Origin of the sequence: Nocardioides endophyticus, assembly GCF_039543845.1 — a bacterium.
Lineage (GTDB): Bacteria > Actinomycetota > Actinomycetes > Propionibacteriales > Nocardioidaceae > Nocardioides > Nocardioides endophyticus.
This window is the reverse complement of sequence record NZ_BAABKN010000005.1, coordinates 304,296-323,899: the sequence shown is the minus strand read 5'-3', so window position 1 is coordinate 323,899 and position 19,604 is coordinate 304,296. Positions and strand designations below refer to the sequence as shown.

18 protein-coding genes are annotated in these 19,604 nt (G+C 71.8%); 17 read left to right on the top strand and 1 reads right to left on the bottom strand.

Annotated elements, in window-relative coordinates:
* Positions 1–21: 21 nt before the first annotated feature.
* The 9 genes from ABEA33_RS03900 (at position 22) to ABEA33_RS03860 (ending at position 8,269) form a co-directional block, all read left to right on the top strand.
* Positions 22–1,056, top strand: coding sequence for a zinc-dependent alcohol dehydrogenase (locus ABEA33_RS03900; RefSeq protein ID WP_345525278.1), 1,035 nt, complete (start codon positions 22–24; stop codon positions 1,054–1,056).
* A gap of 2 nt (positions 1,057–1,058) precedes the next feature.
* Positions 1,059–1,442 (top strand): 6-pyruvoyl trahydropterin synthase family protein, encoded by a 384-nt coding sequence (locus ABEA33_RS03895; RefSeq protein WP_345525277.1) that lies wholly within the window; start codon positions 1,059–1,061, stop codon positions 1,440–1,442.
* The gene (locus ABEA33_RS03890) at positions 1,439–2,341 is read left to right on the top strand and encodes a glycosyltransferase family 4 protein (protein ID WP_345525276.1); all 903 of its coding nucleotides are present in this window, start codon (positions 1,439–1,441) and stop codon (positions 2,339–2,341) included. The genes ABEA33_RS03895 and ABEA33_RS03890 overlap by 4 nt, the downstream gene beginning before the upstream one ends.
* Positions 2,338–3,090, top strand: a complete 753-nt coding sequence (locus tag ABEA33_RS03885; protein ID WP_345525275.1) for a lysylphosphatidylglycerol synthase domain-containing protein — start codon at positions 2,338–2,340, stop codon at positions 3,088–3,090. The genes ABEA33_RS03890 and ABEA33_RS03885 overlap by 4 nt, the downstream gene beginning before the upstream one ends.
* Positions 3,083–3,778, top strand: coding sequence for a RibD family protein (locus ABEA33_RS03880; RefSeq protein WP_345525274.1), 696 nt, complete (start codon positions 3,083–3,085; stop codon positions 3,776–3,778). The genes ABEA33_RS03885 and ABEA33_RS03880 overlap by 8 nt, the downstream gene beginning before the upstream one ends.
* Positions 3,775–4,377 (top strand): GTP cyclohydrolase II, encoded by a 603-nt coding sequence (locus ABEA33_RS03875; protein ID WP_345525273.1) that lies wholly within the window; start codon positions 3,775–3,777, stop codon positions 4,375–4,377. The genes ABEA33_RS03880 and ABEA33_RS03875 overlap by 4 nt, the downstream gene beginning before the upstream one ends.
* Positions 4,378–4,388: 11 nt before the next feature.
* A complete protein-coding gene (locus ABEA33_RS03870) occupies positions 4,389–6,035 on the top strand; it encodes an MDR family MFS transporter (RefSeq protein WP_345525272.1) in 1,647 nt (548 codons plus the stop codon).
* A 25-nt stretch (positions 6,036–6,060) separates the two neighbouring features.
* On the top strand, positions 6,061–6,219 hold the full coding sequence (locus ABEA33_RS03865) for a hypothetical protein (protein ID WP_345525271.1): 159 nt from the start codon (positions 6,061–6,063) through the stop codon (positions 6,217–6,219).
* A gap of 79 nt (positions 6,220–6,298) precedes the next feature.
* The gene (locus ABEA33_RS03860; protein WP_345525270.1) at positions 6,299–8,269 is read left to right on the top strand and encodes a TIGR03960 family B12-binding radical SAM protein; all 1,971 of its coding nucleotides are present in this window, start codon (positions 6,299–6,301) and stop codon (positions 8,267–8,269) included.
* Between the two features lie 72 nt (positions 8,270–8,341).
* On the opposite strand, the gene ABEA33_RS03855 is transcribed toward ABEA33_RS03860, so the two are convergent.
* Positions 8,342–9,544: an MFS transporter gene (locus ABEA33_RS03855; RefSeq protein ID WP_345525269.1), complete on the bottom strand. Its 1,203-nt coding sequence runs from the start codon at positions 9,542–9,544 to the stop codon at positions 8,342–8,344.
* Between the two features lie 52 nt (positions 9,545–9,596).
* Here ABEA33_RS03855 and ABEA33_RS03850 point away from each other — a divergent pair, with 52 nt between their 5' ends.
* The 8 genes from ABEA33_RS03850 to ABEA33_RS03815 all read left to right on the top strand — a co-directional run bounded on the left by ABEA33_RS03850 (position 9,597) and on the right by ABEA33_RS03815 (position 19,491).
* Complete coding sequence (locus ABEA33_RS03850; RefSeq protein ID WP_345525268.1) at positions 9,597–10,802, top strand: winged helix DNA-binding domain-containing protein; 1,206 nt, start codon at positions 9,597–9,599, stop codon at positions 10,800–10,802.
* A gap of 9 nt (positions 10,803–10,811) precedes the next feature.
* On the top strand, positions 10,812–11,528 hold the full coding sequence (locus tag ABEA33_RS03845; RefSeq protein WP_345525267.1) for a TIGR03936 family radical SAM-associated protein: 717 nt from the start codon (positions 10,812–10,814) through the stop codon (positions 11,526–11,528).
* A 340-nt stretch (positions 11,529–11,868) separates the two neighbouring features.
* Positions 11,869–14,967, top strand: coding sequence for an Rne/Rng family ribonuclease (locus ABEA33_RS03840; RefSeq protein WP_345525266.1), 3,099 nt, complete (start codon positions 11,869–11,871; stop codon positions 14,965–14,967).
* Positions 14,968–15,141: 174 nt separating this feature from the next.
* A complete protein-coding gene (rplU, locus tag ABEA33_RS03835; protein ID WP_345525265.1) occupies positions 15,142–15,450 on the top strand; it encodes a 50S ribosomal protein L21 in 309 nt (102 codons plus the stop codon).
* 59 nt (positions 15,451–15,509) lie between these two features.
* Positions 15,510–15,764: a 50S ribosomal protein L27 gene (rpmA, locus tag ABEA33_RS03830; protein WP_345518548.1), complete on the top strand. Its 255-nt coding sequence runs from the start codon at positions 15,510–15,512 to the stop codon at positions 15,762–15,764.
* Between the two features lie 83 nt (positions 15,765–15,847).
* Positions 15,848–17,398, top strand: coding sequence for a GTPase ObgE (gene obgE / locus ABEA33_RS03825; protein WP_345525264.1), 1,551 nt, complete (start codon positions 15,848–15,850; stop codon positions 17,396–17,398).
* Entirely contained in the window at positions 17,395–18,510 is a 1,116-nt protein-coding gene (gene proB, locus ABEA33_RS03820) for a glutamate 5-kinase (RefSeq protein ID WP_345525262.1), read from the top strand. The genes obgE and proB overlap by 4 nt, the downstream gene beginning before the upstream one ends.
* Before the next feature lie 18 nt (positions 18,511–18,528).
* Positions 18,529–19,491: an endonuclease/exonuclease/phosphatase family protein gene (locus ABEA33_RS03815; protein WP_345525260.1), complete on the top strand. Its 963-nt coding sequence runs from the start codon at positions 18,529–18,531 to the stop codon at positions 19,489–19,491.
* The last annotated feature ends 113 nt before the right edge of the window (positions 19,492–19,604 follow it).

Below are 19,604 nucleotides of genomic sequence, written 5' to 3'. Positions count from 1 at the left end.
CGCGCCTCCGTGTGTGGGGGTGTGACCAGCCATACGGCGACCGCGTCCGCAGGGTTCACCCCCACCGGCCGAGCCACCGCGACCGGGACGGCCACGGCCTACTGGCTCCGTGAGCCGGGCCGGGGCGAGTTGCGCGCCGAGCGGCTGTCTCCACCTGGCCCCGACGAGGTGCTGGTGCGGACGCTGCGCTCCGGCGTCAGCCGCGGGACCGAGCTCCTCGTCCATCGTGGCGGCGTCCCGGTGGACCAGCGAGCCGCGATGCGGGCGCCGTTCCAGGTGGGGGAGTTCCCGGGGCCGGTGAAGTACGGCTACCTCTCGGTCGGCGTCGTCGAGGAGGGCCCGACCGCGCTGCGGGGACGCACGGTCTTCTGCCTGCACCCCCACCAGACGGCGTACGTCGTGCCGGCCTCGGCGGTCACGGTGGTGCCCGACGACGTGCCACATCGTCGGGCGGTCCTCGCCGGCACCGTCGAGACTGCGATCAACGCGTTGTGGGACCTGGCGCCGCTCGTGGGTGACCGGGTCGCTGTCGTCGGGGCGGGCATGGTCGGCTGCGCGGTGGCCCGGCTGCTGGCGCAGGTCCCGGGCGTCGAGGTCACCCTGGTCGACGTCGACCCGGACCGGGCGACGGTCGCGATCGCGCTCGGTGCCCGCTTCGCCGTACCGGGCGAGGCACCGCGTGCCTGCGACTCCGTCGTCCACACCAGCGGCACCGGCTCGGGCCTCCGGCTGGCGCTGGGGCTGCTGGCGCCGGAGGGCGAGGTGCTGGAGCTGAGCTGGTACGGCGACGAGCTCGTCCAGCTGCCCCTCGGCGGGGTCTTCCACTCCGGGCGGCTCGCCGTCCGGGCGAGTCAGGTCGGCCGGATCCCATCGGGCCGACGACGCAGCACCTCCGACCGGATGGCGTTGGCGCTCCGGCTGCTCGCGGATCCGGCGTACGACGCCCTGCTGACGGGGGAGTCGGACTTCGCCGACCTGCCCGCGGTGATCGCCGCACTGGCCTCGGGGGAGCTGCCGGCCCTGTGCCACACGATCCGCTACGCCGAGGAGGCCTGACGGTGTTCACGGTGAACGTCCGCGACCACATGATGATCGCGCACAGCCTGCGAGGCGAGGTGTTCGGGCCGGCGCAGCGGCTGCACGGCGCGACGTACGTCGTCGACGCGGCGTTCTCGGGGCCCGAGCTCGGGCCGGACGGGATCCTCGTCGACATCGGCCGCGCCACCCAGGTGCTGCACGAGGCGCTGGGCGCCCTGACCTATCGCAACCTCGACGACGAGCCCGACCTCGCCGGTGCCAACACCTCGACCGAGGTGCTCGCCCGGGTCGTCGCCGACCGGCTCGCCGCTCGCGTCGCCGAGCTCGGCGACGGCGTACGACGCATCGTCGTGACCCTGCACGAGTCCCACGTGGCGTGGGCGGCGTACGAGAGGCTGCTGTGATCCATCTCGTGCGACCCGCTGACGTCGACGATCCGGACCTGCCGTCCGGGGGGAACGTCTACGACCGCCGCGTCGCCGACGGGCTCGACGCCGTCGAGCACCTCTCCACGCGCAGCGTCCCCGACGGTGCGCTGGTCCTCGTCGACGGGCTCCTGACGTCGGCCGCACTGGTGGCAGAGGCATGCCGGGTGCGCCTGGTCGTGCTCGTGCACATGGCGCGTCGGCAGCCGTGGGAGGGCCCGCTCCTGCGCGCAGCGGCCGGGGTGGTCGCCACGAGCCACTGGACGCGCGAGTGGCTCGTCGCGGCGTACGACCTCGACCCGGGCCGGGTCCTCGTCGTCGAACCCGGTGTCGACCCGGCGCCGCTCGCACCCGGCTCCGCCGACGGGTCCGCGCTGCTCTGCGTCGGCGCCGTGACGACGCTGAAGGGGTACGACGTGCTGGCGGAGGCGCTGCGGACCCTGGGCGACCTCGAGTGGTCGTGTCGAGGGGTCGGAGCGACGACGATCGAGCCCGACCTCGCGGCCGGGCTGGGTGACGTCGTCCAGCTCACCGGTCCGATGAGCCGCGCGGAGCTCGACGCGGCGTACGCCGAGGCGGACCTGCTCGTGCTCGCCTCGCGCGCGGAGACGTACGGGATGGTCGTCACCGAGGCGCTCGCCCGCGGCCTGCCGGTGGTGGCCAGCGACGTCGGCGGCGTGCCCGAGGCCCTGGGCGGGGCTGGGGTGCTGGTGCCGCCCGACGACCCGGACGAGCTTGCGGCCGCGCTGCGCCACTGGCTCACCGACGCCGGTCACCGAGCCGAGCAGCGGGCGGCCGCGCGGTCGCGTCGTACGGCGTTGGCCGGGTGGGACCGCACGGTCGCGCGGATGGCCGGGGCGCTCGAGGTGCTGCGATGAGGTGGGCCAGGCTGCTCGGTGGCCTCGCGATCCTCGCGGTGGTGGTGTGGTGGGTCGGTCCGCAGCCGTTCGTGACGGCGGTGCGGTCGGCCGGCCCGTCCGCTCTGGTTGCGGCTCTTGCGCTGACGGCGGTGACCACCGTCTGCTGTGCCTGGCGCTGGCGGGTGCTCGCCCGCGGTCTCGGTGTCGAGGTCTCACTGCGTGAGGCAGTCTCGGCGTACTATCGCTCGCAGTTTCTGAACGCGACCCTCCCGGGGGGCGTGCTCGGTGACGCGCACCGGGCGCTGCGGCACGGGGCCTTGCCCGTCGTCGCCGACCGCGGGTCCGGTCAGGCGGTGCAGGTCGCCGCCGTCGGGGCGCTCCTGCTGACCGGCCCGGCACCATGGGCAGCCGCGCTGCTGACGGCCGGGATGGTCGCGGCGCTGGTGCGGTGGCCCCAGGTGGTCGTGACGTCGCTCGTGGCGTCGGCCGGTCACGTGGTCGTCTTCCTGGTCGCCGCTCGCGCCGCCGGCACCGACGCGTCCCTGGCGGAGCTGGTGCCGCTGGCGCTACTGGTGCTGCTCGCCGCGTCGATCCCGCTCAACGTCGCGGGATGGGGGCCGCGCGAGGGGATGGCCGCGTGGGGGTTCGCAGCCGCGGGGCTCGGTGCGGCACAGGGCGCGACGGTGGCGGTGCTGTACGGCGTGCTCGCGCTGGTCGCGACTCTGCCCGGTGCCGTGCTGCTGGCGAGAGGAGCGGTGCGTGCCTGAGCGTCCGTACACCGTCCTCAGCTGCAGCATGTCGATCGACGGCTACCTCGACAGCGCCGGCGACGAGCGGCTGATCCTGTCCAACGAGGCCGACCTCGACCGGGTGGACCAGGAGCGCGCCGGGTGCGACGCGATCCTGGTCGGCGCCACCACGGTGCGCAAGGACGACCCGCGGCTGCTGGTCCGGTGTGCCGACCGCCGCCTCGAGCGAGTCGCCCGCGGGCTGAAGCCGTCGCCGCTGAAGGTGACGATCACCTGTCGGGCCGACCTCGACCCCACTGGCCGGTTCTTCACCACCGGGGACTCCGAGAAGCTCGTCTACAGCCCGTCGGCGTACGCCCCCGAGGCCCGATCCCGGCTCGGCGCGGTCGCCACGGTCGTCGACGGCGGGGACCGGGTCTCGATGCGGGGGATCGGCGAGGACCTGCACGAGCGCGGCGTACGGCGCCTGATGGTCGAGGGCGGCGGCACCATCCACACCCAGTTCCTGGCCGAGGACGTCGCCGACGAGCTGCAGCTGGTGGTCGCGCCGTTCTTCGTCGGCGACTCGGCGGCTCGCCGCTTCGTCGACGACGGCCCCTTCCCGGCCCGCCCGGGGAGCCCGGCCGTGCTGGCCGACGTACGCCGGATCGGCGAGGTCGTGCTCCTGCGCTACCGGCTGTCCGACCGCTTCGAGGAGACGGGATGACCACGATCCGCGCAGAGCTGGCGCTCCCGATGCGGTACCCGGACGGCTGGTCCACGACGGCACGCGTGGTGTCCTTCGACGGGCTCGCCGACGGTCGCGAGCATCTCGCGCTCCGCCTCGGCCCGCCGCTGCGCCGTACGCCGTTGGTGCGCGTGCACAGCGAGTGCCTCACCGGCGACGTCTTCGGCAGTGCGCGCTGCGACTGCGGCCCGCAGCTGCGCGAGTCGGTGGAGCGGATCGCGGACGCCGGTGGCTACCTCCTCTACCTGCGCCAGGAGGGGCGCGGGATCGGGCTCTACGCGCAGCTCGACGCCTACGCGCTCCAGGACGACGGGCTGGACACCTACGAGGCCAATCTCGCGCTCGGGTACGGCGAGGACGAGCGCGACTACACGGTCGCCGCGCAGATGTTGCGGGCACTGGGGGAGCGGCGGATCGCGCTGCTCAGCAACAACCCCGACAAGGCCGCCCAGCTCACCGCGCTCGGCATCGAGGTCGACCGGCTGGTGCCGACCGCCGCGCACCTGTGCGCTACCAACGCCCGCTATCTCGCAGCCAAGGTTCGACAAGGGCACCTGCTCCGCACCGTCGCGCAATAGGCTGCGCGACGATGAGCGAGAACCCGAGCCCGGTCGCGGCGCCGGCGCCTGACTCCACGGCAGGCGAGTACACCCACCGGCAGATCCTGACGATCCTCTCGGGGCTGATGCTCGGCATGTTCCTGGGTGCCCTGGACCAGACGATCGTGAGCACGTCGATCCGCACGATCGCCGACGACCTCAACGGGCTCTCGGTCCAGGCGTGGGTGACCACGTCGTACCTGATCACCGCGACGATCACGACACCGATCTACGGCAAGCTCGGCGACAACTACGGTCGCAAGAAGCTCTTCATGTTCGCGATCACCGTCTTCATCCTGGGGTCGGCCCTGTGCTCGTTCGCGACCTCGATGTATCAGCTCGCGGCCTTCCGGGCGTTTCAGGGACTCGGCGCCGGAGGCCTGTTCACGCTGGTGCTGGCGATCATCGGCGACATCGTGTCGCCGCGGGAGCGCGCCCGCTACACCGGCTACTTCATGGCGATGTTCGGGACGTCGAGCGTGCTGGGCCCGCTGATCGGCGGGTTCTTCGCCGGCCAGGCCGTCATCCTCGGCATCGACGGCTGGCGCTGGGTCTTCCTCGTCAACGTCCCGATCGGCATCGTCGCGCTGCTGGTCGTCTACCGCACGCTGCACGTGCACCACACGCCGCGCAACGTGCGCATCGACTGGTGGGGTGCGATCGCCCTGGTGGTCGCGCTCGTGCCGCTGCTGACCGTCGCCGAGCAGGGCCGGGCGTGGGGTTGGGGGTCTCCCCGGTCGCTCACGGCGTACGCCGTCGGCGCGATCGGCGTCGTCGCGTTCGTGCTCGCCGAGCGGGCGATGGGCGAGGCCGCGCTGATCCCGCTGCGGATCTTCCGGATCCGTGCCGCCTGGGTCGCGATCGCGTCCAGCGTGATCATCGGCATGGCGATGTTCGGCTGCATCATGCTGCTGCCGCAGTACATGCAGATCGTCCACGGGGCCTCCCCGACCGAGGCCGGGCTGCTGGTGCTGCCGATGGTCGCCGGCATGATGACCGGCTCGATCAGCGCCGGGCAGGTGATCTCCCGGACCGGCCACATCCGGCTCTTCCCGATCGTCGGCTCCGCCGTGATGGTCGTCGGCCTCTCCCTGTTGTCCCTGTGCGGTGCCGACACCTCGATGGTCTGGGTCAGCCTGTCGATGCTGGTCTTCGGACTGGGCCTCGGCAACTGCCTGCAGCCGATCCTGCTGATCGTGCAGAACGCGGTGCCGCCCACCGACATCGGTGTCGCCACCAGCTCCTCGACGTTCTTCCGCCAGATCGGCGGCACGCTCGGCGTCGCGATCTTCCTGGCGGTGCTCTTCAGCAGCGTCGGCGGCAACATCAAGACCGCCATCGAGGCGGACGCCCAGACACCCGAGTGGCGTCAGGCCGTGGCCGAGGGTCACGTCTTCGACCCGTCGGTGGTCGCGCAGTTCAAGGACGACTCATCGTTCATCGAGCAGCTGGCCCCGGTGTTCGCGCACCCCTTCAAGGTCGGCTTCGCCGAGTCGATGGACCTGGTCCTCATGCTCGCAGCAGGGGTGGGCGTGCTGGCGTTCCTGATCCTGCTGCTGCTCCCGGCCGTCGAGCTCCGGGCCACGTCGGCCGGGGCGGCCGCCCGCGCCGAAGCCGCAGCCGAGCCACCGGTCTGACGTCCGCGTCTGTTTGGATGGACGCATGACGGACCGTGACTACGAGCCCGAGATCGTCGACGCCGTGCAGCACGTCGCCAACAGGTACGGCGTCGCCGGACTCGAGGACCTGATCGCCCTGGCCCAGGAGGAGCTGCCGATCGCCCGGCAGGCGCTCGAGGAGCTGGCGCGAGACGCGGACTGACGGTTCGGCGCGCGGACCCCGCGCGTCGTACCCTGGGGGCTTCCCCTGATCTCCAACGCACGTCCTGCGAGGTAGTTGCATGTCCGCGCCCGCCAGCGTCTTCGCTCGTCTCGAGCCCAAGCTGCCATCGGTGTCCAAGCCGATCCAGTACGTCGGCGGCGAGCTCAACTCGACCGTCAAGGACTGGGACTGCGCGCCGGACGGCGGCGACACCGTCCGCTGGGCGCTGATGTACCCCGACGCCTACGAGGTCGGCCTGCCGAACCAGGGCGTCCAGATCCTCTACGAAGTGCTCAACGAGCGCGACTGGATCGTCGCCGAGCGCACGTACGCCGTCTGGCCGGACATGGAGCAGGTGATGCGCACCGGTGACAGCGACGGCCCCATCCCGCAGTTCACCGTCGACGCGCACCGTCCGGTCCGCGCCTTCGACGTCTTCGGCCTGAGCTTCTCGACCGAGCTCGGCTACACCAACATGCTCAACGCGCTCGACCTCGCCGGGATCCCACTGCACAGCAAGGACCGCACCGAGGACGACCCGATCGTGCTCGCCGGCGGCCACGCGGCGTTCAACCCCGAGCCGGTCGCCGACTTCCTCGACGCCGCCGTCCTCGGTGACGGCGAGGAGGTCGTGCTCGCGATCTCCGAGGTCATCCGCGACTGGAAGGGCGAGGGTCGCCCCGGCGGCCGCGACGAGGTGCTGCGCCGGCTCGCGGTCAGCGGCAACATCTACGTGCCGCGCTTCTACGACGTCACGTACGGCGCCGACGGCACCATCGAGGCCGTCGTACCCAACCGTCCCGGCATCCCGTTCCGGGTCCGCAAGCACACACTGATGGACCTCGACGCTTGGCCCTACCCGGCCAAGCCGCTGGTGCCGCTGGCCGAGACCGTGCACGAGCGGTTCTCCGTCGAGATCTTCCGCGGCTGCACTCGCGGCTGCCGTTTCTGCCAGGCCGGCATGATCACCCGCCCGGTGCGTGAGCGCTCGATCGAGACCATCGGTGACATGGTCGAGAACGGCATCCGCAAGTCCGGCTTCGACGAGGTCGGGCTGCTCTCGCTCTCCAGCGCCGACCACACCGAGATCGGCGAGGTCGCCAAGGGTCTGGCCGACCGCTACGAGGGCTCCAGCGTCTCGCTGTCGCTGCCCTCGACCCGGGTGGACGCCTTCAACATCTCGCTCGCCAACGAGTTCTCCCGCAACGGCCGGCGCTCCGGCCTGACCTTCGCGCCCGAAGGCGGCAGCGAGCGGATGCGCAAGGTGATCAACAAGATGGTCACCGAGGAGGACCTGATCCAGACGGTCGCCGCGGCGTACTCCCACGGCTGGCGCCAGGTGAAGCTCTACTTCATGGTCGGCCTGCCCACCGAGACCGACGACGACGTGCTGCAGGTCGCGGACCTCGCCCGCAAGGTGATCGCCAAGGGCCGCGAGGTCTCCGGGCGCAATGACATCCGCTGCACCGTCTCCATCGGTGGCTTCGTCCCGAAGCCGCACACGCCGTTCCAGTGGGCCGCACAGCTCGACCACGAGACCACCGACGACCGGCTCAAGAAGCTGCGCGACACGGTCCGCGACGACAAGAAGTACGGCCGCGCGATCGGCTTCCGCTATCACGACGGCAAGCCCGGCATCATCGAGGGACTCCTGTCCCGCGGCGACCGCCGGGTCGGGGCGATCATCGAGCAGGTGTGGCGCGATGGCGGCCGGTTCGACGGCTGGAGCGAGCACTTCTCCTACGATCGCTGGATGGAGAGCGCCGAGACCGCGCTCGCCGGCACCGGCGTCGACGTCGCGTGGTTCACCACCCGGGAGCGCGAGTACGACGAGGTGCTGCCCTGGGACCACCTCGACTCGGGACTGGACAAGGACTGGCTGTGGGCCGACTGGGAGGACGCCCTCGCGGTCGCCGACGGCAGCTCCGACGTCGAGGTCGAGGACTGCCGGTGGACGCCCTGCTACGACTGCGGCGTGTGCCCGGAGATGAACACCGAGATCCAGATCGGTCCCACGGGCCGCCAGCTGCTGCCGCTCTCCGTCGTCTGAGGCCGGAGCTCGGCGTACCTGGCAGCCGAAACCGCACGACACGCCGGGTCGCGCCGGCGTGGCGTGCGGGTTTCACCGGGCAGCCGGGGAAACCCGCAGCTGGTCCTCGACATACCGCACCTTCGAGACGTACGCCGCGATCGGGAAGAGCGGCAGCGCCAGTGCCAGCAGCATGCCGAGCGGGACGGTCCAACCGCCGCTGGCGTCGTGCACCAGGCCGACCGCGAACGGCCCGGCCGCGGCGATCAGGTAGCCGGTCGCCTGGGTGAAGGCCGACAGCGCCGCTGTTCCTTCGGGCGTGCGGGCACGCAGCCCGATCAGGGTGAGGATGAGCGGGAAGGTGAGGGTCCCGATGCCGACGAGGACCGCCCACAGGATCGCCAGGTCGTGCGGGGCGATCATCAGACCGACGTACCCGACGGGGTAGCAGGCGATCACCCCGAACAGCACCCAGCGCGGGTCCGCGCTGCGGACCAGCACGTTGGGCAGCCACAACGAGAGCGGGATCGCGGTCCCGGCGAGCACGCCGGCCAGGACCCCCGCGACGGTGGCGGAGTAGCCGCTGTCGCGCCAGAGCTGGGCGAACCAGCCGAAGATGGCATACGCCTGGAGCGATTGGAGTCCGAAGAAGAGCGCCATCGCGAGCCCGAGACGGGTCCGGGCGACCTCGCGGAAGGAGACCGTGCGCGCGACCCGCTCCAGGTTGCGGTCGTGGGCGGCCAGGAAGACCCACGGCACGGCGGCCACGACGGCGAGCGCTGCCCAGGCGCCGAGCCCGTAGCGCCAGCCGCCGAGGGCGTCCGAGATCGGGACGGTCAGCACGAGGGCGGCGGTCAGGCCGGTGGACAGCGCGGTCGTGTAGATCGCGGTGACCAGGCCGATCCGGTCCGGGAAGTGCAGCTTCACCAGCGACGGCAGCAGCACGTTGGCCATCGCCATGCCGGACAGCGCCAGCAGGGAGAGCAGCAGGAAGAGCGGCTCGCTGCCGGTGACCGCGCGTCCGGCGAGGCCGACGATCACGACCAGGACCGCCGTCAGGGTGACCCGGTGGATCCCGAACCGGCTCGCCGCCGCCGGCGCCAGCGCACCGAAGATCGCGAACGCGATGACCGGCATCGACGTGAGCAGGCCCGCCGTGGCCGGCGACATCCCGAACGAGTCGCGCACCTCCGCGAGCACCGGACCGATGCTGACCGCCGCAGGACGGAGGTTGAACGACAGGAGGATCAGGCCGACCAGGACGAGGATCGACGTACGACGGGCGGAGACAGTCACTTGCCCGATGCTCTCAGCACCATCGTCGGCGGTCTCCGGCAGGATGTGCCGTATGCGGCAGGTGAGTGACGTCGAGAGGCGCTACCGGCTCGCGCGGCGGCACGCCCTGGCCTCCGGTCACCGCGCCGACGGGCCCGAGTCCGCGACCCGGGCGATGACCGTGCTGCACGCGACCGAAGCGCCGTCGGTCTACCTCTCGCTCTGGGCGCGCGTCGAGGGACTCACGATCGACGACGTCGACCGGGCGCTGTACGAGGACCGCACCCTGGTCAAGCAGCTCGCGATGCGGCGCACGCTCTTCGTCTTCCCGCGCGACCTGCTGCCCGCGGCGTGGGGGAGCGCGTCGGCGCGGGTCGCCGCGGCACACCGTGTCCGGCTCGCCAAGGACGTCGAGCTCGGTGGGTTGGCGACCGACGGCGCCGCGTGGGTCGATGCTGCCGAGGCCGCGACCCTCGCCCACCTCTCCGGCGGCGCCGAGTTCTCCGCCCAGCAGCTCCGTGAGGCCGTGCCGGAGCTCGCCGGCCGCATCGAGATGTCGCCGGGCAAGTCGTACGGCGGCAACATCCCGATCGCGCCGCGGGTGCTCACCCAGCTCGGTGTCGAGGCCAAGATCGTCCGTGGCCGCAATGGCGGCCACTGGCGCACCGCCCGCCCGCAGTGGACGGCCATGGAGTCTTGGCTGTGCCCCGATGGGGGCGACCTGCCCGAGCCCGCCAAGGAGCGCGAGGGGTACGCCGAGCTGGTACGCCGGTGGCTGGTGACCTTCGGCCCCGGCACCGAGGCCGACATCGTCTGGTGGCTCGGCTCGACCAAGGGCGCCGTACGCGCCGCGCTCGCCGATGTCGGCGCCGTCGAGGTGGGGCTCGAGGGAGGAGCGACCGGCTGGCTCCTCGCCGACGACTCCGAGGACGACACCGAGGAGGACAACGAGGTCGACACGTGGGCCGCGCTCCTGCCGGTGCTCGATCCGACCGTGATGGGCTGGAAGGAGCGCGACTTCTACCTCGGCGCCCACGGCCCGATGCTGTTCGACACCAACGGCAACGTCGGCACTACCGCCTGGTGGGACGGCCGAATCGTCGGTTGCTGGGTGCAGGACCCCGACGGCGTCGTCGTGCTCAACCTGCTGGAGGACGTCGGCGCGGACGCCCGCTCGGCACTCGAGGCCGAGGCCGCCCGGCTGACGGCCTGGCTGGCCGGTCACCGAGTCAGCACGGTCTACCCGTCGATTGCGATGAAGCAGGCTCTCTCGCCGTAACCTTGGCCGGTGCGAGCCCAGCCCGAGCAACAAGCCCCGCCCGTCCAGCGGCTCCGGATCCGCTACGCCAAGCGTGGCCGGCTCCGGTTCACCAGCCACCGTGACTTCAGCCGGGCCTTCGAGCGGGCGATCTTCCGGGCCCGCCTGCCGATGGCGTACTCGTCGGGATTCAACCCGCACCCGCGCATCTCGTACGCCGGAGCCTCGCCGACCGGGGCGGCCAGCGAGGCGGAGTACGTCGAGATCGGGCTCGCCGAGGTCGTCGACCCCGCCGCCATCCAGGCCCTGCTCGAGGAGGCACTGCCCGACGGGCTGGACGTCCTCGAGGTCGTCGAGTCGGCCGGCGGCTCCCTCGCCGACCTGCTGACCGGCAGCCACTGGCTGATCGACGTGGCCGCCGACCCGGACGCCTGTATCGCCGCGGTCGCCACCTTCCTCGCGACCGACGCCGTGCTGGTCGAGCGGATGACGAAGAAGGGGCTGCGGGAATTCGACTGCCGCTCCTCGGTCATCTCGCTGTCGGCCGCGGCGCACGGCGAGGGGGCGCGGCTCGACATGGTCCTGCGACACGCCGTACCTGCCGTCCGGCCCGACGATGTCCTGTCCGGCCTGGCCAGCGTCGCGGGGCTCGCTCCCAGCGGCTCGCCCCTGCTCACGCGCCTCGCCCAGGGGCCTCTCGACGAGACCACCGGGGAGATCGGCGACCCGCTCACCGTCCGGGGTTGATGGTTCGGCGTGTGTCGTGTGCGATACTCGCCGTGGTTGCACCGGACAGATCGGTGTGACCCGACGACGTTCTCGGCCGGTCCCCCTGTGGCCCGGCACACCTTGAGGCTCGATCGTCGCCAGACCGCGACGCGGCCGGCGGGTCGGTGACAGCGACCAACCGAGTGGCCCTACCGGGCCCGGACCAGCGACCGCGGCAGGCGCCGGACGGTGCTCCCGGGTGACGCACCTGCGGAGGGTGTCGCCGCCACACGAAGGCTTTGCGTCGTCCGCCCTGAGTACTCGGGTGGCCGGCGTCGGACCGCCCGGTGCGAGTCGCGGGGCGCTAGGAGTGCAACAGATGGCCGACGACCTCCAGGCCGAGGAATCCACCCCCACCTCACCGGCAGCGGACAAGCCGGTGAAGAAGGCCGCAGCCAAGAAGGCGGCCGCCAAGAAGGCGCCTGCCAAGAAGGCGGCAGCCAAGAAGGCTCCGGCGAAGAAGGCAGCGGCCGCCGCGGAGCCCGCCGCACCGGTCGTCGAGCCGATCGCTGAGCCGGCCGGTGACGGTCAGCTCGACCTGGGCGTCGACGCGCCGCCGGCCAAGAAGGCCGCGAAGCGCGCCCCCGCCAAGAAGGCGGCTGCCAAGAAGGCGAGCACTGCGAAGACGACCGCGAAGAAGACCGCCGCAGCCGACGAGGCGCCCGTTGAGACAGCCGCCGAGACGCCTGCTGAGGCGACCGCTGAGGAGACGGCGGCCACCGCGCTGCTGTTCCAGGCGCCCGTCGCGAAGAAGGCGCCGGCCCGCCGTACCCGCAAGGCGGCCGCCGCCGCACCCGCCGAAGCCGCCGAACCGGAGACCCCGATCGTCGAGGCCGAGCCGAGCGACGCGGACGACACCGAGCAGGACAAGCCGGCCCCGAAGAAGAAGTCGCCGGGCGGCAAGCAGGGCGGCCGCTCCGGCGGCAGGAAGTCGGCCAAGGCCGACCAGCCGGCCGACGAGGACGAGATCGTTGAGACCGCCGAGCCGACCGAGTCCACCGACGAGGACGAGTCCGCTGAGGGCGACGAGCAGTCGGGCGACGGCAACGGCCCGGCTCGGCGCCGCCGTCGCCGTGGCGGCCGCCGCCGGCGCAAGCCCGGCGACGCCAGCTCCGAGGGTGACTCCGACGAGTCCGAGGACTCCGACGACAGCGCGGACGAAGCGCGTGACGAGTCCGCCACCGACAGTGAGGACGGCTCGGGCGACAGCCCGTCGTCGCGCCGCCGGCGTCGCCGCCGTCGCTCCGGCGACGACGGTGGGGGAGAAGGCGGGGACGACCCCGCCAACACCGTCACCCGAGTCCGCCGCCAGCGCTCCGCCGAGGACGAGATCACCTCGATCCAGGGCTCCACCCGCTTGGAGGCCAAGAAGCAGCGCCGTCGCGAGGGCCGCGAGGCCGGTCGCCGTCGCGCCCCGATCGTCAGCGAGGCCGAGTTCCTGGCCCGCCGCGAGTCCGTCGACCGGGTGATGGTGGTGCGTCAGCGCGAGGACCTGACCCAGATCGGCGTCCTCGAGGACAAGGTCCTGGTCGAGCATTACGTCGCCCGCGCGTCCCAGACGTCGCTGATCGGCAACGTCTACCTCGGCCGCGTGCAGAACGTGCTGCCCTCCATGGAGGCGGCGTTCATCGACATCGGCAAGGGTCGCAACGCGGTCCTCTACGCCGGTGAGGTCAACTGGTCGGCGCTCGGCCACAAGGACGGGCAGCCCCGCAAGATCGAGTCGGTGCTGTCCTCCGGCCAGACCATCCTGGTCCAGGTCTCGAAGGACCCGATCGGGCACAAGGGTGCCCGGCTGACCAGCCAGATCAGCCTGGCCGGCCGGTTCCTGGTCTACGTGCCGGACGGCACCACCAGCGGGATCTCCCGCAAGCTGCCCGACACCGAGCGCAACCGTCTCAAGACGCTGCTCAAGGAGATCGTCCCGGACACCGCCGGCGTCATCGTGCGCACGGCAGCCGAGGGCGCCAGCGAGGAGGAGCTGACCCGCGACGTCGAGCGGCTCAAGGCCCGCTGGGAGGACATCGAGGGCAAGGTCAAGGGCAGCGCCCCGCAGCTCCTGTACGGCGAGCCGGACCTCACCCTCAAGGTCGTCCGTGACCTGTTCACCGAGGACTTCACGAAGCTCGTCATCCAGGGCGACGACGCCTGGGACACCGTGCAGGGATACGTCGCGCAGGTCGCGCCCGACCTGGAGCAGCGCCTCGAGCGCTACGAGCCCGGCGCCAACGGCCAGGGCGGCAAGGCCGACGTCTTCGCGGAGTACCGCATCGAGGAGCAGATCGCCAAGGGTCTCGACCGCAAGGTCTGGCTGCCCTCGGGCGGCTCCCTGGTCATCGACCGCACCGAGGCGATGACCGTCGTCGACGTCAACACCGGCAAGTTCACCGGCTCCGGTGGCAACCTCGAGGAGACGGTCACCAAGAACAACCTCGAAGCGGCCGAGGAGATCGTCCGCCAGCTCCGGCTGCGCGACATCGGCGGCATCATCGTCGTCGACTTCATCGACATGGTCCTCGAGTCCAACCGCGACCTGGTGCTCCGTCGCCTGATCGAGTGCTTGGGCCGCGACCGCACCCGCCACCAGGTCGCCGAGGTGACCTCGCTCGGGCTCGTGCAGATGACCCGCAAGCGGATCGGGACCGGCCTGGTCGAGGCGTTCAGCGAGAACTGCTCGCACTGCCAGGGTCGCGGTCTCGTCATCCATGACGCACCGGTCGCACCCAAGGACAGCTCCGACGACGAGCCGCGTCGCGGTGGCGGCGGCGGTGGTGGCCGTCGGGGCCGTGGCCGCGGCCGCGGGCAGGACGACGCCGCAGCCGGCACCGGCGGCGGTGCGAAGGCGCCCTCGCCCAAGGACGTCGCCGCGATGGCACGCCCGGAGAACGCCGAGCACGAGCATGACCACGAGCACGAGGACATCCCGGAGGAGACGCCCCTCGTGGCGGCTCCGACCGAGCTGGCCGTCGAGGCCTCGTCGGTCGAGGAGGCGCCGGTCGAGGAGGCCCTGGTCGAGGAGGCCCTGGTCGAGGAGACCGCGGCCGTCGAGACCCTGGCCGAGCCGGAGGCGGACCCGGAACCGGCACCGCCGAAGGTGACGACCCGCAGCCGCCGTCGCAGCGCGCCGCGGCCCGCGGCCGAGCCAGCACCCGTCGTGGTGCTGGCAGAGCCACAGCCCGTCGCCGTGCAGCCCGTCGTCGAGCCGCCCGTCGTCGATGCCGTGGCGGAGCCGGTGGCAGCGCCGGAGCCCCCGAAGGTGGTCACCCGCACCCGTGGTCGGTCGGCGACCCGCCCGGCCGGTCCTCCGGCCGAGGTGTCGGCCGCGACGACCGGCGATGAGGACGGCGACCACGCTGAGGGGGAGCACCCCCACGTGGAGCACGTCCCGATCAAGAAGAAGGGCTCGCGCAAGCGCTGACCCGGGCCGGACGGCGCTGTTTTGCCGTACGGCGGGCTCGTCCGTACTATTGACTCTCGGTGCGCATTCTGTGCGCCTGTCTCTGTGCGGCGCCGTCCAAAGCGTTGTGCCCCAGACAGAGTTGCCAGACTCAGACGTTCCATTCAGCTCAGCAAGACGACGAAGGAGACCGCGGTGTACGCGATCGTGCGCGCAGGCGCCAAGCAGCAGAAGGTTGCCGTCGGCGACGTCATCGAGATCGACAAGATCACCACGGCGGCCGGCGACTCGGTGAAGCTCCCGGTGGTCCTCGTCGTCGACGGTGAGACCGTCACCTCGGATGCCAAGGCGCTCGACAAGGCGTCCGTGACCGTCGAGATCCTCGGCGCCACCAAGGGCCCCAAGATCATCATCCAGAAGTACAAGAACAAGACCGGCTACAAGAAGCGCCAGGGGCACCGCCAGAAGTACACCCAGGTCAAGGTCACCGACATCTCCCTCTGAGCCCCCGGCTCCAGGTCTCCAGGCACTCACGAAGCCAGTACCGAACTAAGGATCACGACATGGCACACAAGAAGGGCGCGGCGTCCACCAAGAACGGCCGCGACTCAAACTCCCAGCGCCTCGGCGTCAAGCGGTACGGCGGCCAGGTCGTCAACGCGGGCGAGATCATCGTGCGCCAGCGTGGCACCCACTTCCACCCGGGCGCCGGCGTCGGCCGCGGCGGCGACGACACCCTGTTCGCGCTCGTCGCGGGTGCTGTCGAGTTCGGCACGCGTCGCGGTCGCCGCGTCGTGAACGTCGTCCCGGGCGAGTGACCTGACGCTCACCCACATTCGCTTCACCATCGAAGGGCGTCCCTGAAACTCGGGACGCCCTTCGATCATTTCTAGGAGAGACCATGGCTGTACCCACCTTCGTCGATCGGGTGTCGCTGCACATCAGCGCCGGCCGCGGCGGGCACGGTGTGGCCTCGGTCCACCGTGAGAAGTTCAAGCCGCTCGGCGGCCCCGATGGCGGCAACGGCGGCCCCGGCGGCTCGGTGATCCTGCGGGTCGACCCCGATGTCACCACCCTGATCGACTACCACCACAGCCCCAAGCGCAGCGCCGAGTCCGGTGGCCACGGCGCCGGTGACCACAAGAACGGCGGCCACGGCTCCGACCTCGTGCTCCCGGTCCCCGACGGCACCTTGGTGACCGACCCGCAGGGCAACGTGCTCGCCGACCTGGTCGGCCCCGGCACCGAGCTCGTGGTCGCGCAGGGCGGCCGCGGCGGTCTCGGCAATGCCGCCCTCGCCTCGTCCAAGCGCAAGGCCCCCGGCTTCGCACTGCTGGGCGAGCCCGGCGACGAGCTCGAGATCGTGCTCGAGCTGAAGGTGGTCGCCGACATCGGCCTGGTCGGCTTCCCGAGCGCGGGCAAGTCCAGCGTCATCGCCGCGATCTCCCGGGCCCGGCCCAAGATCGCCGACTACCCGTTCACCACCCTGGTGCCCAACCTCGGCGTGGTCACTGCCGGCGACACGACGTTCACCGTCGCCGACGTCCCCGGCCTGATCGAGGGTGCCAGCGACGGTCGAGGCCTTGGCCACGACTTCCTGCGCCACATCGAGCGGTGTGCGGCCCTGGTCCACGTCATCGACGCGGCCAGCATCGAGCCGGGCCGCAACCCGGTCGACGACCTCGACATCATCGAGCTCGAGCTGAGCCGGTACGGCGGGCTCGAGGACCGGCCGCGTCTGGTGGCCCTCAACAAGATCGACGTCCCCGACGGCCGGGACATCGCCGGCTTCGTCGTCGAGGAGCTGCGCGGCCGTGGGCTCGACGTCTTCGAGGTCTCGGCCGCGTCCGGCGAGGGGATGCGCGAGCTGATCTTCGCGATGGCCGCCATCGTCGAGTCGGCACGCGTCGCCAAGCCCACGGTCGAGGCGACCCGGATCGTGCTGCGCCCGCCGTCGGCCGACGGCAAGGAAGAGTTCACGATCACCTCGACCCAGGACGGCTGGCGGGTGCGCGGCGAGAAGCCCGAGCGCTGGATCCGCCAGACCGACTTCAGCAACGACGAGGCCGTCGGCTTCCTCGCCGACCGGCTCAACCGACTCGGTGTGGAGACCCGCCTGCTCAAGCTGGGTGCCGAGGAGGGTGACGCCGTCCTCATCGGCCACCCCGACAACGCGGTGGTCTTCGACTTCAAGCCCGGCATCGACGCCGGCGTCGAGATCCTCAGCCGCCGCGGCGAGGACCAGCGGTTCGACGACGACCGTCCCGCGGCGCACCGCCGCCGGGCGATCCAGGAGGCGCTGCCCGAGCGCGGCGAGGGTGAGACCCGGGCCGACGTGGCGCGACGCCTCGACAAGCCCGAGACGTACGGCCCTCAGTCGTACGAGATCGGCAGCACCGAGGATCCCGACTGGGCCGAGAACGACCCCGGAGCGAACGACTCGGGGAAGTGAACACCCGCGCCGAGGTGACCGGGGCGAAGCGGATCGTCGTCAAGGTCGGGTCCTCCTCCCTGACGACCGCGGCCGGCGGCATCGACCCCGGTCGCGTCCGTGACCTGGTCGACGTGCTCGCCAAGCTGCGCGTCAACGGCGCCGAGGTGGTGCTGGTGTCCTCGGGCGCCATCGCGGCAGGACTCGCGCCCCTCGGGCTGAAGAGGCGACCCAAGGTGCTGCCCGCGCAGCAGGCCGCGGCCTCGGTCGGCCAGGGGCTGCTGGTGCACCGCTACACCGAGGAGCTGGCGCGGCACGGGGTGATCGCGGGGCAGATCCTGCTGACCGTCGACGACGTGACCCGTCGTTCGCACTACCGCAACGCCTACCAGACCTTCGCCAAGCTGCTCGAGTACGGCGTGCTGCCGATCGTCAACGAGAACGACACCGTCGCGACCAGTGAGATCCGGTTCGGCGACAACGACCGGCTGGCGGCCCTGGTCGCCCACCTGGTCCACGCCGACCTGCTGGTGCTGCTCAGCGACGTGGACGGCCTGTACGACGCCAACCCCGGCGACCCGGGCAGCTCCCTGCTGTCGGACGTGCGGTCGGTCGAGGATCTCGACGAGGTCCGGATCGGCAAGGCCGGCAGCGCCGGGCTCGGCACCGGCGGCATGCAGACCAAGGTCGACGCGGCCCGGATCGCCACCGGCGCGGGCATCCCCGTGGTGCTGACCTCGGCCGACAACGCCGGTCGTGCGCTTGCGGGGGAGCCGGTCGGCACGCTCTTCCACTCCACCGGCCGCCGCCGGCCGACCCGGCTGCTGTGGCTCGCCCACGCGACCGAGCCGAAGGGCACCCTGGTCCTCGACGCCGGCGCCGTCCGCGCCGTGGTCGAGCGCCGCGCTTCCCTGCTCGCAGCCGGCATCACGGCGGTCGAGGGCACCTTCCACGCGGGCGAGCCGGTCGACATCGCCGCCCCCGACGGCACCCCCGTCGCCCGCGGCCTGGTGAACTTCGACGCCGAGGAGCTGCCGCAGCTGCTCGGCCGCACGTCGAGCGACCTCAAGCGCGAGCTGGGCGCGGGCTACGAGCGCGAGGTCGTGCACCGCGACGATCTCGTGCTTCTCTGACCCCGCTAGTTTGGGCCCGTGCGTGCGCGGGTGGTCGTCTTCTGGGTCGTCGTCGGCCTCGTCCTGGTGGCGGCGTTGGCGATCACCGCCGCGCGCCTGACCGAGCCCGACGGCCGGCTCGGCATCGCGCTCGTCGCGTTCACGCCGCTGGCGCTGGTGCTGTACGCCGTCGTGCTGCTGCTCGCCCTGGCCCGGCTGGCCGTACGCCGTCGGTGGCGGGGCGCCGCGCTCCCGGTCGTACTGGTCGCCGTCGGCGGGCTGGTGCTGCACGGGTGGTGGTACGCGCCGCAGGTGTCCGGCGCCAATCCGCCGGCCGCGGACGACGCGACGCCGCTGGTCGTGATGACAGCAAACCTCCGCCTCGGCGAGGCGGACGGCATCGAGGTGGTGCGCACCGCCACCGAGCAGCACGTCGACCTGCTGGTGCTGCAGGAGGTGACGCCTGCGGTGCTCGCCGACATGGACCGGGCCGGGTTGCCGGACCTGCTGCCGAACCGCGTGGGCCTGCCCGGGAGCATGGCCAGCGGCACGATGGCGTTCTCGCGGACCCCGCTGACCGAGTCGTCGCGGGTGCCGACCGCCCTCGGCAGCTGGAGCTTCCTGATGGGAGACCTTCGCGTGCAGGCGGTGCACCCGACGTACCCCGTCGACGCCACCGGCTGGGAGCGCGACCAGGCGGTCATCCTCCACGCGGTGGCCGACGACGAGCCCGACCTCGTCGTGGGTGACTTCAACGCGACTGCCGACCACCGCTCGATGCGCACTCTCACCGACCGCGGCTACCGTGATGTCGGCGAGCTCGCGAACGACGGCTGGCACCCCACGTGGCCCGGCGGCGGCAGGTACGACGTCCTCGGGCTGCCGCTCGCCCAGATCGACCACGTCCTGGTGGGGGAGCGGCTCGCCGCCCTGGGCATGAAGACGCGCGCCGTGCCCGGTAGCGACCATCGCGCCGTGGTCGCCACCGTCGCCCTGAAGTGAGTGCCACTGTTCGGCCACACTCGATCTTCGGCCACTCAGTGCAACTCGGGTTTTCACGTTCGGGTGATGGATACGGGACTGGGACCCCGCCCCCGGGAGGGGGGCGCGATCTC

Bases quoted from the DNA above. Each gene is read 5' to 3' on its own strand.
- ABEA33_RS03885 (WP_345525275.1), top strand. From the start codon at position 2,338: ATGAGGTGGGCCAGGCTGCTCGGTGGCCTCGCGATCCTCGCGGTGGTG.
- ABEA33_RS03875 (WP_345525273.1), top strand. From the start codon at position 3,775: ATGACCACGATCCGCGCAGAGCTGGCGCTCCCGATGCGGTACCCGGAC.
- ABEA33_RS03870 (WP_345525272.1), top strand. From the start codon at position 4,389: ATGAGCGAGAACCCGAGCCCGGTCGCGGCGCCGGCGCCTGACTCCACG.
- ABEA33_RS03865 (WP_345525271.1), top strand. From the start codon at position 6,061: ATGACGGACCGTGACTACGAGCCCGAGATCGTCGACGCCGTGCAGCAC.
- ABEA33_RS03860 (WP_345525270.1), top strand. From the start codon at position 6,299: ATGTCCGCGCCCGCCAGCGTCTTCGCTCGTCTCGAGCCCAAGCTGCCA.
- ABEA33_RS03850 (WP_345525268.1), top strand. From the start codon at position 9,597: ATGCGGCAGGTGAGTGACGTCGAGAGGCGCTACCGGCTCGCGCGGCGG.
- ABEA33_RS03840 (WP_345525266.1), top strand. From the start codon at position 11,869: ATGGCCGACGACCTCCAGGCCGAGGAATCCACCCCCACCTCACCGGCA.
- rpmA (WP_345518548.1), top strand. From the start codon at position 15,510: ATGGCACACAAGAAGGGCGCGGCGTCCACCAAGAACGGCCGCGACTCA.
- obgE (WP_345525264.1), top strand. From the start codon at position 15,848: ATGGCTGTACCCACCTTCGTCGATCGGGTGTCGCTGCACATCAGCGCC.